This window comes from Rhizobium sp. R693 (assembly GCF_002211315.1).
GTDB lineage: Bacteria > Pseudomonadota > Alphaproteobacteria > Rhizobiales > Rhizobiaceae > Rhizobium.
The window spans coordinates 78,390-94,049 of the sequence record NZ_LOKY01000007.1 but is presented as its reverse complement, the minus strand read 5'-3'; the positions used below and the strand labels follow the sequence as shown (position 1 = coordinate 94,049).

General features: G+C 63.3%; 16 protein-coding genes. 7 read left to right on the top strand and 9 right to left on the bottom strand.

Features of this window, described 5'->3' with window-relative positions:
- Positions 1–49: 49 nt before the first annotated feature.
- Genes gabD through hpaI form a run of 4 tightly spaced genes read left to right on the top strand, consistent with a single transcriptional unit; the run spans position 50 to position 4,013 of the window.
- Positions 50–1,504, top strand: a complete 1,455-nt coding sequence (gene gabD, locus ATY79_RS08730; protein ID WP_088703525.1) for an NADP-dependent succinate-semialdehyde dehydrogenase — start codon at positions 50–52, stop codon at positions 1,502–1,504.
- A gap of 15 nt (positions 1,505–1,519) precedes the next feature.
- Positions 1,520–2,389, top strand: coding sequence for a fumarylacetoacetate hydrolase family protein (locus ATY79_RS08725; protein WP_088703524.1), 870 nt, complete (start codon positions 1,520–1,522; stop codon positions 2,387–2,389).
- Positions 2,390–2,391: 2 nt separating this feature from the next.
- The gene (gene hpaH, locus ATY79_RS08720) at positions 2,392–3,195 is read left to right on the top strand and encodes a 2-oxo-hept-4-ene-1,7-dioate hydratase (RefSeq protein WP_088703523.1); all 804 of its coding nucleotides are present in this window, start codon (positions 2,392–2,394) and stop codon (positions 3,193–3,195) included.
- 11 nt (positions 3,196–3,206) lie between these two features.
- A complete protein-coding gene (hpaI, locus tag ATY79_RS08715; RefSeq protein ID WP_088703522.1) occupies positions 3,207–4,013 on the top strand; it encodes a 4-hydroxy-2-oxoheptanedioate aldolase in 807 nt (268 codons plus the stop codon).
- On the opposite strand, the gene hpaR is transcribed toward hpaI, so the two are convergent.
- Positions 4,007–4,516 carry a homoprotocatechuate degradation operon regulator HpaR gene (gene hpaR, locus ATY79_RS08710; RefSeq protein ID WP_088703581.1) on the bottom strand — a complete coding sequence of 170 codons (510 nt, stop codon included), beginning with the start codon at positions 4,514–4,516 and terminating at the stop codon, positions 4,007–4,009. The two genes, hpaI and hpaR, sit on opposite strands and share 7 nt — an antisense overlap.
- A gap of 385 nt (positions 4,517–4,901) precedes the next feature.
- Here hpaR and ATY79_RS08705 point away from each other — a divergent pair, with 385 nt between their 5' ends.
- Genes ATY79_RS08705 through ATY79_RS08695 form a run of 3 tightly spaced genes read left to right on the top strand, consistent with a single transcriptional unit; the run spans position 4,902 to position 6,889 of the window.
- Positions 4,902–5,690, top strand: coding sequence for an SDR family oxidoreductase (locus tag ATY79_RS08705; protein ID WP_088703521.1), 789 nt, complete (start codon positions 4,902–4,904; stop codon positions 5,688–5,690).
- A gap of 18 nt (positions 5,691–5,708) precedes the next feature.
- On the top strand, positions 5,709–6,488 hold the full coding sequence (locus ATY79_RS08700; protein WP_088703520.1) for a MoaF C-terminal domain-containing protein: 780 nt from the start codon (positions 5,709–5,711) through the stop codon (positions 6,486–6,488).
- Between the two features lie 11 nt (positions 6,489–6,499).
- On the top strand, positions 6,500–6,889 hold the full coding sequence (locus tag ATY79_RS08695; RefSeq protein ID WP_088703519.1) for a nuclear transport factor 2 family protein: 390 nt from the start codon (positions 6,500–6,502) through the stop codon (positions 6,887–6,889).
- Positions 6,890–6,923: 34 nt separating this feature from the next.
- On the opposite strand, the gene ATY79_RS08690 is transcribed toward ATY79_RS08695, so the two are convergent.
- The 8 genes from ATY79_RS08690 to ATY79_RS08655 all read right to left on the bottom strand — a co-directional run bounded on the left by ATY79_RS08690 (position 6,924) and on the right by ATY79_RS08655 (position 15,585).
- Positions 6,924–7,865, bottom strand: coding sequence for a helix-turn-helix domain-containing protein (locus ATY79_RS08690; protein ID WP_088703518.1), 942 nt, complete (start codon positions 7,863–7,865; stop codon positions 6,924–6,926).
- Between the two features lie 15 nt (positions 7,866–7,880).
- A complete protein-coding gene (locus ATY79_RS08685) occupies positions 7,881–8,597 on the bottom strand; it encodes an ATP-binding cassette domain-containing protein (RefSeq protein ID WP_088703517.1) in 717 nt (238 codons plus the stop codon).
- 1 nt (position 8,598) lies between these two features.
- Positions 8,599–9,303 carry an ATP-binding cassette domain-containing protein gene (locus tag ATY79_RS08680; protein ID WP_088703516.1) on the bottom strand — a complete coding sequence of 235 codons (705 nt, stop codon included), beginning with the start codon at positions 9,301–9,303 and terminating at the stop codon, positions 8,599–8,601.
- A complete protein-coding gene (locus ATY79_RS08675) occupies positions 9,300–10,337 on the bottom strand; it encodes a branched-chain amino acid ABC transporter permease (protein ID WP_088703515.1) in 1,038 nt (345 codons plus the stop codon). The genes ATY79_RS08680 and ATY79_RS08675 overlap by 4 nt, the downstream gene beginning before the upstream one ends.
- Entirely contained in the window at positions 10,334–11,200 is an 867-nt protein-coding gene (locus ATY79_RS08670) for a branched-chain amino acid ABC transporter permease (protein WP_088703514.1), read from the bottom strand. The genes ATY79_RS08675 and ATY79_RS08670 overlap by 4 nt, the downstream gene beginning before the upstream one ends.
- A 68-nt stretch (positions 11,201–11,268) precedes the next feature.
- On the bottom strand, positions 11,269–12,522 hold the full coding sequence (locus tag ATY79_RS08665) for an ABC transporter substrate-binding protein (protein WP_088703513.1): 1,254 nt from the start codon (positions 12,520–12,522) through the stop codon (positions 11,269–11,271).
- Positions 12,523–12,579: 57 nt separating this feature from the next.
- Positions 12,580–14,175, bottom strand: a complete 1,596-nt coding sequence (locus tag ATY79_RS08660; RefSeq protein ID WP_088703512.1) for a GMC family oxidoreductase N-terminal domain-containing protein — start codon at positions 14,173–14,175, stop codon at positions 12,580–12,582.
- 3 nt (positions 14,176–14,178) lie between these two features.
- A complete protein-coding gene (locus tag ATY79_RS08655; RefSeq protein WP_088703511.1) occupies positions 14,179–15,585 on the bottom strand; it encodes an aldehyde dehydrogenase family protein in 1,407 nt (468 codons plus the stop codon).
- Positions 15,586–15,660: the final 75 nt, after the last annotated feature.

Sequence of the window (15,660 nt, the reverse complement as noted above, 5' to 3'; positions counted from 1 at the left end):
CGGACGCACAAGCGTCCGCCTCTTTTCATGTCGTTGGTGAGGATGCGCCATGTATCTGAAAGACCCTTCCTTGTTCCGCCAGGCCGCTCTTTCAGGCGGCGAGTGGATCGAGTCCGATCCGAACAATGCGATTGAAGTGAACAATCCGGCGACCGGCGAGATCATCGGCCTCGTGCCGAAGCTGGGCGCGGCCGAGACGCGGGCGGCGATCGAGGCGGCAAGGGTCGCCCAGAAGGGCTGGGCGGCGAAAACAGGTAAGGAACGCTGCGCCGTCTTGCGCAAGTGGTACGAGCTGATGATCGACAACAAGGACGACCTCGGCCGCATCCTGACCTTGGAACAGGGCAAGCCGCTGGCGGAAGCGACCGGCGAAATCGTCTATGGCGCGAGCTTCATCGAATGGTTCGCCGAAGAGGGCCGCCGCATCTATGGTGACCTGATCCCAGGCCACCAGCCAGACAAGCGCATTCTCGTGATGAAGCAGCCGATCGGCGTCGTCGCCGCCATCACCCCGTGGAATTTCCCGAACGCGATGGTCACCCGCAAGGCGGGGCCTGCCTTTGCCGCCGGCTGCGCCATGGTGCTGAAACCGGCCTCGCAGACGCCGTTCTCGGCGATCGCCATCGCCATCCTCGCCGAACGCGCCGGCTTCCCCAAGGGCCTGTTCAGCGTGCTCACAGGTTCGGCGCGCGCCATCGGCGGCGAAATGACCGCAAGCCCTGTCGTGCGCAAGCTGACTTTCACCGGCTCGACAGAAGTCGGCGCCGAGCTTTACAAGCAGAGCGCGCCGACCATCAAGAAGCTCGGCCTCGAGCTTGGCGGCAATGCGCCGTTCATCGTCTTCGACGATGCCGATCTCGACGCAGCGGTCGAAGGCGCCTTGATCGCCAAATACCGCAACAACGGCCAGACCTGTGTCTGCGCCAACCGCATCTATGTGCAGGAACGCGTCTATGACGCCTTTGCCGCCAAGCTGGCGACCGCCGTCGGCAAGCTGAAGACCGGCAACGGCTTTGACGAAGGCGTGATCCTCGGGCCGCTGATCGACAAGGCAGCGCTTGCCAAGGTCGAGGAGCATATCGCCGATGCAATGGCCAAGGGTGCGCGCATCCTGCAGGGCGGCAAGAAACATGCACTCGGCGGCACCTTCTTCGAGGCGACGATCCTCGCCGACGTCACCAGGGACATGGCCGTTGCCAGGGAAGAAACGTTCGGGCCGCTGGCGCCGCTATTCCGCTTCAAGGACGAAACCGATGTCATCGAGCAGGCAAACGATACCGAATTCGGGCTTGCCTCCTATTTCTATGCCAAGGATCTCGCCCGCGTCTTTCGTGTCGCCGAGGCGCTGGAATACGGCATGGTCGGCGTCAATACCGGCCTGATCTCCACCGCGGAAGCCCCCTTCGGCGGCGTCAAGCTCTCCGGCCTCGGCCGCGAGGGCTCCAAATACGGCATCGAGGAATTCACCGAAATCAAATATGTCTGCCTCGGCGGCATCGCTTGAGGAATGAGGATTGCCATGACCTATCCAAGATTCCTGTCATTTTCCAGAAACGGCCGACACGGCTACGGACTTGTCGTTGATGGCGGTGTCGTCGACCTGTCAGTGCGCCACGGTGCGACGTGGCCGACCTTGCGCGAAGTGATCGAGGCCGGCCGCCTCCTTCAGCTCGCCGACGAAAGCAAGAATCTGGAAGTAGATTGCACGCTGGACGACATCCGCTTCGAGATTCCCATTCCCACTCCGGAGAAGCTCATCTGCGTCGGCGTCAATTTCCCCGACCGGAACGAAGAATACAAGGACGGGCAACAAGCACCGTCCAATCCCTCTCTTTTCATCCGCTTTCCGCGGTCCTTCACCGGGCACCGCGAGCCGCTGATCCGGCCGCCCGAGAGCCACCAGCTCGACTACGAAGGCGAGATCGTCATCGTCATTGGCAAGGGCGGGCGGCGCATTCCCGAAAAGGAAGCGCTCGGCCATGTCGCCGCCCTCTCGCTCTGCAACGAGGGTACGATCCGTGATTGGGTGCGGCACGCCAAGTTCAACGTCACCCAGGGCAAGAACTTCGATCGCACCGGCTCGATCGGCCCGTGGCTGATCCCCTATTGCGACGAAAGTCAGCTCGGCGACATCAAGCTCGAGACCCGCGTGAACGGCGAGGTGCGCCAAAGCGACCGCACCAGCCGGATGATTTTCCCGTTCCGCAAGATCATCAGCTACATCTCGACCTTCACGACGCTTATTCCCGGCGATGTCATCGTCACCGGCACGCCGACGGGTGCCGGCGCCCGCTTCGACCCGCCGATCTGGCTGAAGCCCGGCGATGTCGTTGAAGTCGAGGCCGAGGGTATCGGAACACTCACCAACACCATCGCGGATGAGGCATGAGCATGCTGAACAAGGAACAGATCGCAGCGGCCGTTGAAAGCCTTGATGAGGCCGAGCGCACGCGCCTCCAGGCAGGGCTTCTTTCGCTCAAATACCCCGAGATCGACATGGACGACGCCTATGCGATTCAAGGCGCCTGGGTGAAGAAGAAGATCGAAGGCGGCCGCAAGGTGATCGGCTGGAAGATCGGCCTTACCTCCAAGGCGATGCAATACGCACTGAACATCAACGTCCCCGATTCCGGCGTGCTGTTCGACGACATGATGTTCGAGGACGGGGCGACTGTTGCCGCCGACCGCTTCATCCAGCCGCGTATCGAGGCGGAAATCGCCTTCGTGATGAAGGCACCGCTCAAAGGACCCGGGATCACCGTGTTCGACGTGCTGAACGCCACCGATTACGTGACGCCGGCTCTTGAAATCCTCGACACCCGCATCGTCCGCGTCGATCCGGAGACGAAGAAGGCCCGTAATGTCTTCGACACGATCTCCGACAACGCCGCCAATGCCGGCATCGTCACCGGTGGCCGGGCCGTGCGCCCCGACCAGATCGACATGCGCTGGATGGGCGCGATCGTCACCCGCAATGCCGAGGTCGAGGAGACCGGGCTCGGGGCAGGCGTGCTCAACCATCCGGCCCGCGGCGTCGCCTGGCTCGCCAACCGGTTGGCCCAATATGGCGACGGCATCGAGGCTGGCCAGATCGTTCTCGCCGGCTCGTTCATCCGCCCGATCGAGGCGCGCCACGGGGATACCATCGTCGCTGATTTCGGTGCCTACGGCTCGGTCAGCCTGTTCTTCGCCTGAAGGATTTCACCATGCCCGCCCCGAAAAACCCGTTCAAGCAGGCACTCAAGGAAGGCCGCGCCCAGATCGGCCTTTGGCAGGCGCTCGCCAATCCCTACACGGTCGAGATCTCCGCCGGCGCCGGCTACGACTGGTTGCTGCTCGACGCCGAACACGCGCCGAACGACGTGCCGCTTCTGGTCTCGCAGTTGCAGGCCATGAAGGGCAGCGTTAGCCATGCCGTGATCCGCCCGCCGGTCGGCGAGACCTGGATCATCAAGCAACTGCTCGATATCGGTGCACAGACACTGCTCGTCCCGATGGTCGACAGCAAGGAACTGGCGGAGGCGATGGTCAAGGCGGTGCGCTACCCGCCGTATGGCATGCGTGGCGTCGGTGCGGCGCTGGCGCGGGCTTCCAGCTTCAACCGGATCCCGGACTATCTGCAGACGGCCAATGATGAAATCTGCCTGCTCCTGCAGGTGGAAAGCCGTGCCGGACTTGCCGCGCTAGACGCGATCGCTTCCACCGAAGGCGTCGACGGCGTCTTCATCGGGCCGGCCGATCTCGCTGCCGATATGGGGTTCCTCGGGAAACCGGGAGCGCCAGAGGTGCAGGGAGAGGTCGAAAAGGCGCTTCTCAGGATCCGCTCGCTCGGCAAGGCTGCCGGCATCCTGACCGCCGATCTCGCGCTTGCCAAACGCTATCTGGAACTGGGTGCGACCTTCGTCGCCATCGGTAATGATGTGACGCTGCTCGCCAACGCGACGACCAAGCTTCTTGACGATTTTCGCAAGGCGGAACCCGCAAAGGGGGCGACTGGCGCAGGCGTCTACTGACCGCCCTCGCCGTTCGTCCGGCCCGGGAGGCCGAGCTTCGCCAATTCCTCGAGCATATCGAGAAGCTGCTCCACCCGTTCGGTTCCGAAGCGGGCATCAATATCCTCATAGACCTTGAGACTCTCCGGCATGACCTCGTCGATCACCGCCCGGCCAACCGGCGTGATCTGCAGCAGCACGCGCCTGCCGTCGGCCTTGTCCTTGTGCTTTGTGATGAAGCTGCGCTCCTCGAGCGAGCGGATCATTCTTGTCAGACTTGGTGCCAGGATAAAGGCCTTCTCCGCCACTTCGGTTGCGTCGAGCCTGCCGGCCTCCGCCAGGACACGGATCACCCGCCACTGCTGCTCGGTGACGTCGTGAGCTGCGAGGATCGGCCGGAAGTGGCTCATGACTGCTTCACGGGCGCGCAACAGCCCGATTGCAAGAGAACGCCTCCGGGCGACCGAAGCCTCGACCACATCGGCATCACTTGTCTGGAGCGCTGAATACTGTTTGTTTCTCATAAGTTGAATCGTCCATTTGACGAGCATGCAACGAAAGCGCGATCCCTCACAGGTAAGGGATTGTCCCTCGAGTGGCAATAACGTCGTCGGCGAGCTTTATTTAACATAACAAGTATCTCACCTCATGCGCAAGCAGTCAGCAATGATGGTTCTTATGCCTCAATGGATCTGCCTCGCTGTCTTGGCACCAATCCCTGAAAGGTGAGCCTTTGCGTGCGGGATCATCCACTACATTGTTTTTGCCTTCTTGGCGTGCGTCAAACGCGATCTCGACGCTGGGCCGCAGCGATGCTTGTGCACGTTAAGTCAAAACTGATTGCAGACGCAGACACGACGCCTCGTCCTCTTTCAATCATGGTGGGTCTTATAGGGAAGGGGAGCAAACATGCGATTCAGCAATAAGACCGCCCTGATCACTGGCGGCGGGACGGGTATCGGGGCGGCGGTTGCTCGCCGCATCCGGCGGGAGGGTGGCAATGTCGCGCTCGTCGGGCGCCGTCCTGAGCCGCTTCGTGGCGTTGCCGAAGAGATCGGTGCCGCCGTGGTCGCGGCCGACGCGGCGGACAGCACCGCCATGAAGGCCGCGGTCGAAAAGGTGGCAGAGACCTTCGGCGGCCTCGACATCCTGATTGCCAATGCCGGCGGCCACGGCGTCGGGCCGACGATCGATATGTCTGACGAGACATGGAATCTTGCCGTCCGGCTCAATCTCAATACCGCCTTTGTCAGTGCACGTGAATCCCTGCCCCATCTCATCGAGAGCCAAGGCAATATCGTCGTGCTCGCCTCGATCGCCGGGCTCTTTGCCGGACCGGATGCCGCGGGCTACGTCACCATGAAGCACGGCTGCATCGGGCTCGCAAAATCGCTGGCGCGCGACTACGGCCGCAAGGGCGTGCGCACCAACACCGTCTGCCCGGGATGGGTGACGACGGCGATGGCCGACGAGCAGATGCAGGCCGTCGTCGAAAAATTCAAGCTGAAGAATATCGACGAGGCCTACGCGCTCGTCACCAGGGACGTGCCGCTCGGCCGGCCGGCAACCGCAGAGGACGTGGCCGGCGCCGTCTGCTTCCTCGCCTCGGCTGACGCGGCGATGATCAACGGCGCCATTCTGACCGTCGATGGTGGAGCCGGCACCGTCGACCTGCCGACCCTTGCCTTTGCGGAATGAGATGAGGAGAAGAGAGCGATGAACGACAAGCCCAAGGATTGGAAGACCTACGACGAATTCGCCTATGGCATCGACACCAATCGGCTGCCCGCCACCGAAGCGCTTGCAGGCTCGGCCCACAGGGTCAACTTCGACGATGGCCGTCGGCTCGAACTTTCCTTCGGCAAGGGCGAGGTCCGCTGGTCCGACGGCAAGGAAAGCGCGACCGACAGGGCTGAGGTGATCGAGGTCGCGCCGAATACCTATTTTGTCGAGATCGTCTTCGCCGGCCGGCCGCGGGAAGCCGAAACGCTGATCGTCAATGTTCAGACCCATCGAGCGCTTTCGATCTATTCGATCGTCCGCGATGCCAAGGATGCCGTCGGCGAGCCGCAAGTGGCCCAGGTCTTCCGGCCCGGCATCGTCGAGGGCGGCGATGCCGGGGGGCCGATGCCGGCGGAAAGCCGCGACCTCATCGGGCTCAGGGCGCATTTCACCTACAGCCCCAATCACGTCTACGAACACACGTACCTTTCCTCGCAACGCTATTCCTGGCAGTGCCTCGTCGGCGTCCAGCGCGGCCATGGCGACGTCGATCTGACGACCACCTACAAATTCGACGAGAACCAGTACGTCTTCACCTTCCGGGAGTTCAAAATCCCGGTCGCTTCCACCTTTTTCTATAATTTCGACGACATGCGCTCGACCGGCAAATTTCTCGGTATCACCGCTGACGGACGCATACAGAACAGTCGGGCGGGCGCCTTCATCCGCAAGGCCTCGATGACCTATTACCTGCCGGGCCAGGAACCGGTGTGAAGGATAAAACCATGCGAAAAGCTTTCGACATCGTCAAAGCGCATTACGACGCTAACGACCGCCGCGACATAGACGGCATGCTGACCGACATCGCGGCCGACTGCCGCTGGACCGAGATGGACGGCTTTCCCTGCGCCGGCACCTATGTCGGCCCGCAGGAGATCTTCAAGAATGTCTTCCAGGCGCTCGGCAATACATTCGACGGCTACACCTTCAAGCTGGAACGTCTTCTTGATGCCGGCGACGATGTGATCGCCATCGGCGACTATAGCGCCACCCACAAGCAGACCGGCAAATCCTTCAAGGCCCGGGTCGTGCATGCCTGGCGCGTCGCGGACGGCAAGATCCGGCATTTCGAGCAGTTCACAGATACGCTGCGCATCGCGGAATCGATGCGATAGGAAACGCGGCGGCCCGGCGTAGACCGGGCCCGCCCTATGAAAGCGCAGCCTTACGCCATTGCGACGGCGAAACAGCGTAGCGGGCACGGAAGGCTCGCGAGAAATGCGCGCTGGAGGAAAAGCCGAGCCCAAAGGCAATCCTGGATATTTCGCCGCTATGGCCGCCGGCCTCACCCAGCTTGGCCGCCGCCTGCTGCAAGCGCAGGTCCCAGATATAAACGGACGGCGTCAGCCGCTCGGCCTCGAATGCGCGATAGACATAGCGCACCGAACAGCCCATGCGCCGCGCGATCATGGCGATGGTGAGATCCGGCCGGTCGATATTTTTGGCGATGAAATCCTTGATGCGCGCCAACAATAGATCGAGCGGGTTGACGACCTGTACGGCCGGATCTTCACCGATCATTGTGCGGACGAGATCGATCATGGTCTGGCCGACGCTTGCACGCCGCACCGCATCCAGATGGCCGATCTCATACATGGTCGATTCCATCAGCGACAACAGAATGCGGCACATACCGTCATGCTCGGCATTCGCGGTGAAGGGTGCCGCGAGCCGTTCGATTGCGGTCTGCGGCAATGCCTGCCTCGGCAGTTGCAATAGCAGCTGGCGAACCGGCGTGCTGTTGGTCAGCACATAGGGACGGCGCGGATCGTAGATCGCAAGAGAATTGGTAAAGACCGGCGCGTGCAAGCCACCCTGTGTAATCGAGGCGCTGCCCTCGGCCTGCAGGATCAGCTTGATCGCATCGGGATCATCAGGCTCCGCCGTCACCCGCTCGCCGAAAACGACGTGCCGATCAGCTTCCAGCCGCGTCAGCCGGCAGGCTCCCAGCATGGCCGAGAGCATCGAGCTCTTCTCCTTGTCGGCCGTACCGAAATCGAGCCTGACATTGCCGAACAGCGTGCGGGCAAGTCCGGCGAAATCTTGGCCCTGAGCCGTCTCGACATGTTGGTGATCGGCGGAAAAACGCATGACGGCTGCCTCGCCTCAGCTCGCCAGATAGGCGCCATGGAGAATGTCCGGCTGCGCTTTCAGCGTCGCCGCGGGTCCGTCGAAGACGAGGCGGCCACGCTCCAGCACGAGAGCATTGTCGGCAAGATCCAGAGCAAGATTGGCGAATTGCTCGATCAGCAGCACGCCGATGCCGCCGGCGGCGGCGATCTTCAGCGCCTCGGCCAGGCGCTTGACCACCGCAGGCGCCAAACCGAGCGAAAGCTCGTCGACGATCATGAAGCGCGGCTTTGCGATGAAAGCCTGCGCCATCGCCACCATCTGCTTCTGGCCGCCGGAGAGATCGGATGCCGATTGGCGCCGGCGCTCGGCAAGCTCGGGAAAGATCTCGTAGGCGCGCTCCAATCCCTGCCGACGCGCCGCTGCCGAAGCATCGAGCGCGGCCACGAGGATATTGTCCTCCACGGAGAGCTGCCCCAGCACGCGGTGCCCCTCGGGAACGAGAGCAAGCCCTGCCCGGCGGATGCGGTCAGGCACAAATCCCTCGAGCGCGACACCGCCCAGACGCACCGCCCCGCCGCGTGGCAAAGCACCCGCCATGGCCATCACCGTGCTCGATTTTCCCGCCCCATTGGCGCCGAGAAGGGTGGTCACCTTGCCGGCCGCGACCGAAAAGGAGATGTCGTGGATGACGCGTTTGCCGCCGCGTTCGACGATAAGGTTTTCGACGCTGACGCTGGAACTCTCGCTCATCTCAGAACTCCCCCAGATAGGCGCGCCGCACGTTCGGATCGGCAAGCACGGTCGGCGTCGGGCCAAGCGCCAGCAGCCTGCCGTAGTCGAGCACCATGGTTTCGCTGCACATGGAGCGGATAAGATCGACGTCATGGTCGATCACCAGAACCTGCGCTTTGAATTCCGTGGGGATGCGCAGCACCAGCTCGCGAAACGCCTTCCCCTCCTCCTCGGTCAGGCCGGCGGCCGGCTCGTCCAGCAGGATGAGCTTCGGCTTGCCGACGACGCATTTCGCCAGCTCGACCAGGCGGCGCTGGAAAAGATTGAGCGATTGTCCCAGCCGGTCGGCAGCCGCGGCCAGGCCAACGAAGGAGAGAGCCTCATCCACCGATTCGGAACGATGCGCAGCGCCGACGACGTGATCGGCAATCGCTGCGATATTGCCGGCGACGGTCAGGTCTTCAACGACCTGTTCGGTCTGGAACGAGCGGCGCAGGCCGGCACGCACGCGCTGCAGCGGCGACATCGGCAACAGTGGCAGAGCGCCGAGCGATACGGTCCCTTGAACCGGCCGGACGAAGCCGGAGAGCACATTGAGCAGCGTCGTCTTGCCCGCCCCGTTCGGGCCGATGAGGCCCGCCACCGGCGCCGTCAGCACGGCGCTGAGTTCGTTGATCGGCTTCACACCGCCGAACTGGACGACGAGATTGTCGATGGTGATCATCGCCCCCTCCCCCTTGATAGACCGCTGTTCAGACGGGCAATCAATACCGCGATCTGGCCGGCGATGCCGGTCGGCGCTGTTGCCAGCGCATGAAACAGCGCGACGCCGAAAATGCCGATCGTGACATAACCGTCGATACCGAGATCGGTGAGCAGCGCTGGCACGGCCCGCAGCAGAAGACCGGCGATCAGGGCGCCGTACCAGTTGAAGACACCGCCGACGATGGCGAGCGCGAAGAGATTGAGGCTTTCGAAGGCGCCAAAGGCGCGCCCGTCCAGCTGGCCGACATTGCCGGCCAGCAACCCGCCGGCAAGGCCGGCGAGCAGGCCGCTGAGCGCAAAGGCCCAGGCCTTGTAGACCAGCACGTTGACGCCGCTCGCAACCGCGACGGTCTCGCCCTTGCGGATCAGCGCCCAGGCCCTGCCGGGACGCGCAAGCTTATGCCACTGCGCGATCAAAAGGCCGATCGCCGCTGCCGTGCAGACATAGAGGAAATAGGCAGTCTCGCCATCAGCCATTGCAGGCCTTGCCAGCATCTCGCGGCCCGAACCGTCGGCCCGGCCGAGAAAACCGGGACCGCCATCGGGAAAACCCCAGGCGCTGATGACGATCTGGAAGGCGCCGGCGAGCATCAGCGTCACGAGTGCGAGATAAAGACCGCGCAGCCTGAGCGCTGGCACGCCGAAGGCCAATCCCACCACGGAGGCGACGATGCCGCCGGCAAGCAGGCTCACTTCGAAGGGTGGATGAAAGGCGTGGCCGACGCGCAGCGTCACCCAGCCGCCGACGCCGACGAGGGCGAACTGGCAGAGCGAAACCAGCCCGAGCTGACCATAGAGAATGGCAAGACCGGCAACCGACAGCGACAGCGCGACGGCCGAGGTTGCCGCCGAAAGCCAGAAGGAATTGGCGAGAAAAGCGACCATGGCTGCGAAGAGCGTCATTGCCACGGGGACATGCAGAAGCTGCTTCGGCAGGTGGATCATCGGCGGGCCTTCGGCGTTGGAGGCGATTGTTTGCGGCTGAACGCTCATCGGTCTTTCAACGCGGCCTTCGCCGTGCCTCCCAGGATCGTGACGGCGGCAAGCGCGATGACGAAGGGGGCGGCCGCGCGATAGGGCGATATCCAGGCAATCGGCGTCAGCGCCGCCTCGGCGATGCCGATCAGGATGCCGGCGACCGCCGTTTCCCACAGCGAACGCAACTGGCCGAGGATCGCCGCGGCGATTGCCGGGATGACCAATAGCGTCAAGAACGTGCCCTGCAGCCGCACGAGATCGGCCAGCAGGAGGCCGGCGAGGCCCGAGAAGATACCGGTGATGATCCAGGCGGCCGTCTCGGTATGGAGGACGCGCACGCCGAGCACCGCGCTGAGGTCGCGGTCATTGGCAAGTGCGCGCATGTCGAGGCCAAGCCGCGTGCGGGAAAGCAGCAAGGTGATCGCGACGACCATGGCGACGGCAAGAAGAAGGGCGATGATACGGGTGTAGGTGAGGCGCACGGCAAAGAGCGACACAAACATCTGGTCGGTCGGAAATTGCAGGCGGCGCGGAAGCTCGCCCCAGGTGACGCCCATGACGGCGATCAGCACGAGCGCCGGCGCCAGCGTGCCGACGGCGCGCACGACGGTATCGCGATGCGACAGCATCGGCGCGAAGACCCGGCCATAGAGAAAACTGATCGCCGTCGAGACGGCAACGGCGGCAAGGATGGCGACGGCCAGCGGCATCTTCCATTCGAGCAGCTGCCAGGCGCAATGCGCGCCGATCGCGCCGAAGGCGCCGAACGCGAAATTGAGAACGCCGGTCGCGCGAAACAGCACGACGAGACCGACGCCGGACAAGGCATAGACGGCGCCGATTCCGAGCCCCGATATGATGAAAGGAAGAATGTTCATAAGCCGATCCTCTCGGGCCTGCTCGGCTCCGCGGCGTCAGAGCCGCGGAGCGGATGCCAGACATAGGCTCAATTGATGCCGGCGGACTTTTCGAAGGCGCGGATGTCCTTCAGCTCAGGATCCGGCGACGGCGCGCAGTCGGAGACGACCTTCCACTTGCCGCCCTCGCTGACGGCCATGCGCGTCGTCGAATTGGCGTTGTGGCGGGTCTGGCCGTCGCCGAAATACCAAGGGGCGCAGAAGATATCGCTCTTGAAGCTCTTGATCCCTCGCACGGCAGCCGAGGCCGTTTCGCGGTTGATGTTGGCGGGATCGAGCGTCGTCAGCGCCGTCTCGGCGATCCGGGCCGCGAGATAGCCGGCCTGGGCGAAGGTATCGCGCGGATCGGATTTCTGGCCGTACTGATCCATGACGGCGAGCCAGTTCTGATTGTCAGGCGTCGTCGCTTCGAGATCGTTGAATTCCATGTTGACGATGAAATTGCCGTCCCAGCCGGCGCCGATCGTGCCGGGAACCGATAGATCGTAAGCCGAGGCGGCGCTGAGGAACTTGATGCTCTGGTTCAGCCCCTGCTCCTCGGCGGCGGTCAGCAGCGGCACGGTGACGCCCTTGGGCAGGCCGAGGATGATCACATCCGGCTTGGAAGCCGCCGCCTGCAGGATGGTCGATGTGGAATCGGCGGTGCCGGGATCCATCAGGATCGTCTCGGCCTTCAGGCCCTTCTCTTTGGCAAGCTGGATGATCCCGTCGCAGGACCAGGTGCCGACATTCGGGATGTTCGGGCCGATGCAGACCACCGACTTCGCCTTCAGCTGATCGAGCGCATAACCCATGGCGCCGAGCATCGAGACGCGCGGTCCGGCATTGGTGGGCGCGTAATTTGCCGCGAAGAAGCATTCGCGGGGGACGCCGACGCCGGCGACGACGAGAATGCCGGATTTCTTGTAGAAATCGGCATTGGCGCCGCATTCGACGAAGCTTGAATTGCCGACCATCAGCACGGCCTTCTCGTCATTGACGAGTTTGGCCGCAAGCTGCGCGGCGATCTCCGGATTCCACTGGTCGTCCTCGACCAGATATTTGACCGGTCGCCCCTTGATGCCGCCATTGGCATTGAGGCAGTCGAAGTAAGCCTTGGCAGCCTTGGTCGAATTCGAGAAATCGTCCGGTCCGGTCTTGCCGGTGATGGCGCCGATCATGATCGGCTCGCCGGTCGCCGGCTTGCCGCTATTGTCGCCGCAGGTTGCGGCGGCATGGGCGCTGAACGCCGAAACGAGCGTCAGCAAAAGGCCGATTGTCAGCCCTCTTAAATTGATAGGCATTGTCTCCTCCAGTTGTTGCCCCGCTCCCCACGGGGTCGTGCGATCGGGATTTCGGGCTCAGCCGGAAATCGTCTTTCCTGTCATGAACGCGGCAGCCTTTGCCGCAATCATCATCGTCGGCGCGTTGGTATTGCCCGACACCAGCGTCGGCATCACCGAGGCGTCGCAGACGCGCAGCCCTTCGATGCCGCGCACCTTGAGATCCGATCCGACGACCGCCATGCGATCATCGGCGCGGCCCATACGCGCCGTTCCCGCCGGATGGAAGACGGTCTTGGCCGATTGCCTGATGTAGTCGCGCAGGGCCTCCGGATCTTTCTCGACGCCGGGTTTCGGCAGCACGCGGCGCTTGACCAGTTTGGCAAGCGCCGGCGCATCGAGGATGCGGATCGCCGTTTCGACGCCGCGCACCAGGGTTTCGATATCCGCGGGATCGGAAAGCAGATTGGCGTTGAAATCCGTCTGCTCCCTGGGGTCGGCGCTCTTCAGTCTGATCCAGCCGCGCGACCGCGGCCGGAGATAACACGGCCCGATGCTGAGGCCATGGCCGGGCTCCGGTTCGCGGTCGACGAAGCCGATGAGAACAGGCAGCACATGGAACTGCACATCAGGCTGACCGGTGCCCGAGGTGTCGACGAAGCCGCCGCATTCGACGACGTTGGACGACAGCAGCCCGCGATGTGATGTCAAATAGCGCAGCATGTGGCCGGCGGCGCGCAGGCCCTTGTCATGGCCAAGGATCGAGATCCGTTCGTGCGTTTCGCCCTGCACCGGCACTTCGAGATGATCCTGATAGTTGGCGCCGACGCCCGGAAGGTCGGCGACGACCTTGATGCCGAGCGAAGCAAGATGCGCGCCGTCGCCGATCCCCGACAATTGCAGGATCTTCGGCGTGGCGATGGCGCCCGATGTGAGCGCGATTTCGCGCGACGCCTTGAAGGTCGTGCCGTCGAGCAATTCGACGCCGGCCGCCCTCTGCCCCTCGAACAGGACACGCGCCACCTTGCGCTCCGTCAGCACGGTGAGGTTCGGCCGCTTCTCCGCTTCGCGCAGGAAAGCCTGGGCCGAACTCCAGCGCCGGCCGCCATGGGTGGTGCTCTGATAGAAGCCGACACCGGCCTGATCGGCGCCGTTGAAATCGTCATTATGGCGAATGCCGATTTCGGTCGCCGCCTTGACGAAGGCCTCGCTCAGCGGATGCCGGTGGCGCGGATCGGAGACGTGCAGGCCGCCCTTCTTGCCATGGAATTGGCCGTTCAGCCGCTCGTTGCTTTCCAGCGAGCGAAAGGCCGGAAGCACGTCGTCATAGGACCAGCCCTGGCAGCCCATCTGGGACCAGGTGTCGTAGTCGTTGCGATGGCCGCGAATATAGATCATCGCGTTGACCGAGCTGCCGCCGCCGAGCACGTTTCCCTGCGGCACGATGCTCGGCCGGCCGTTCAGCCCCTCGTCGGGGTTCGATGCATAGGGATGGATATCGATCCCCTTGCCCAGCACCTTGAAGAAGGTGGCGGGGATATGGATCCACGGATCGGCGTCGCGGCGGCCGGACTCGATCAGGAGCACTTTGTGCGCCGGGTTTTCCGACAGCCGGTTCGCCAGCACGCAGCCCGAGGATCCGCCTCCGACGATGATGTAATCGTAAGTCGTCATGGTTCAGCTCAACACCGTCTGGATCGTCGTGAATTCCTTGAGGCCTTCGGCGCCGAATTCAACGCCGATGCCGGATTGTTTGACGCCGCCGAAGGGCGCGTTGGGCTGGATCGCGCCGTGCTTGTTGATCCAGACCGAACCGCATTCGAGCTGCATCGCATAGCGCTTCGCCTTCTCGACATCGGCAGACCAGACCGAGCCGCCGAGGCCGGCTGGATTCTGGTTGGCGCGGGCGATCACCTCGTCGAGATCGCTGTAGCGGATGATCGGCAAAGCCGGGCCGAACTGCTCCTCGTCGACCAGCCGGATGCCATGATCGACATCGGCGACGAGCGTGATCGGGTAGAAATAGCCGGGCCGGTCCATCGGCGCACCGCCGGTCAGGATGCGGCCGCCCTGGGCGCGCGCATCGTCGACGAGATCGCGCACCTTGTTGAACTGCAATTCGTTCTGCACCGGGCCGAGGATGCTTGCCTCATCCAGGCCGTCGCCGACGGCGATCTTGCCGGCATAATCGGCAAGTGCCGTGCAGACTTCCTCATAGATGCTGTCATGCACATAGAGGCGTTTCATCGCCGCGCAGGTCTGGCCGTTGTTGATGAAGGCGCCCCAGAACAGGCCCTCGACGATGCCTTTCGGATCGACGTCGGGCAGCACGATGCCGGCATCGTTGCCGCCGAGTTCCAGCGTCAGCCTCTTCAAGGTGGCCACCGCCGAAGCCATGATCTTCTTGCCAGTCTCGGTCGAGCCGGTGAAGGTCATCTTGGCGATGCCTGGATGGGCGGAAAGCGCCGCACCGATGTTGTTTTCGCCGGTGATCACATTGACGACGCCGGCCGGCAGCACCTCGTTGATGATCTCGACGAGGCGGATGGTCGAAAGCGGCGTCAGGGGCGACGGCTTGATGACGACGGTGTTGCCGGCCCGCACTGCCGGCATGATGTGCCAGCAGGCGATCATCACGGGCCAGTTCCACGGCGTGATCGAGCCGACGACGCCGATCGGCTTGCGGTGCAGCTCGACGCGGCCCTCATTGTCGTCCTGCAGGATTTCGACCGGCAGGTCGAGTTCGGCCGTATGCCGCGTCCAGGCGAGCGCGCCGCCAATTTCGAAACGTGAGCCGAGGCCGTTGAGCGGCTTGCCCTGCTCCCGGGTCAGGATCTGCGCCAGTTCTTCGGCATGCTCGCCGATCTTTTCCGCTATGGCGCGGCAGGCCGCGCCGCGTTCTTCGTTTGAGGTCTGCGACCAGCCTTTGAAAGCCGCGGCGGCGGCGGCAACGGCCTGGTCGAGATCGGCTTCCCCGGCAAGCGGCATATAGCCGACTATTTCGCCGTTCGACGGATTGGCAACCGGCGCATGATGGGTCGTGGCGACGGTTTCGCCACCGATGAGCAGGGTAGACTGCTTCACGATATTCTCCTCCCGTGAGATTAGGGAGGACTATGACTTTCGCTGGAAAAGGCGTCTTGGGGAGAAACGCGCCTC

Bases quoted from the DNA above. Each gene is read 5' to 3' on its own strand.
- gabD (WP_088703525.1), top strand. From the start codon at position 50: ATGTATCTGAAAGACCCTTCCTTGTTCCGCCAGGCCGCTCTTTCAGGC.
- ATY79_RS08725 (WP_088703524.1), top strand. From the start codon at position 1,520: ATGACCTATCCAAGATTCCTGTCATTTTCCAGAAACGGCCGACACGGC.
- hpaH (WP_088703523.1), top strand. From the start codon at position 2,392: ATGCTGAACAAGGAACAGATCGCAGCGGCCGTTGAAAGCCTTGATGAG.
- hpaI (WP_088703522.1), top strand. From the start codon at position 3,207: ATGCCCGCCCCGAAAAACCCGTTCAAGCAGGCACTCAAGGAAGGCCGC.
- hpaR (WP_088703581.1), bottom strand. From the start codon at position 4,516: ATGAGAAACAAACAGTATTCAGCGCTCCAGACAAGTGATGCCGATGTG.
- ATY79_RS08705 (WP_088703521.1), top strand. From the start codon at position 4,902: ATGCGATTCAGCAATAAGACCGCCCTGATCACTGGCGGCGGGACGGGT.
- ATY79_RS08700 (WP_088703520.1), top strand. From the start codon at position 5,709: ATGAACGACAAGCCCAAGGATTGGAAGACCTACGACGAATTCGCCTAT.
- ATY79_RS08695 (WP_088703519.1), top strand. From the start codon at position 6,500: ATGCGAAAAGCTTTCGACATCGTCAAAGCGCATTACGACGCTAACGAC.
- ATY79_RS08690 (WP_088703518.1), bottom strand. From the start codon at position 7,865: ATGCGTTTTTCCGCCGATCACCAACATGTCGAGACGGCTCAGGGCCAA.
- ATY79_RS08685 (WP_088703517.1), bottom strand. From the start codon at position 8,597: ATGAGCGAGAGTTCCAGCGTCAGCGTCGAAAACCTTATCGTCGAACGC.
- ATY79_RS08680 (WP_088703516.1), bottom strand. From the start codon at position 9,303: ATGATCACCATCGACAATCTCGTCGTCCAGTTCGGCGGTGTGAAGCCG.
- ATY79_RS08675 (WP_088703515.1), bottom strand. From the start codon at position 10,337: ATGAGCGTTCAGCCGCAAACAATCGCCTCCAACGCCGAAGGCCCGCCG.
- ATY79_RS08670 (WP_088703514.1), bottom strand. From the start codon at position 11,200: ATGAACATTCTTCCTTTCATCATATCGGGGCTCGGAATCGGCGCCGTC.
- ATY79_RS08665 (WP_088703513.1), bottom strand. From the start codon at position 12,522: ATGCCTATCAATTTAAGAGGGCTGACAATCGGCCTTTTGCTGACGCTC.
- ATY79_RS08660 (WP_088703512.1), bottom strand. From the start codon at position 14,175: ATGACGACTTACGATTACATCATCGTCGGAGGCGGATCCTCGGGCTGC.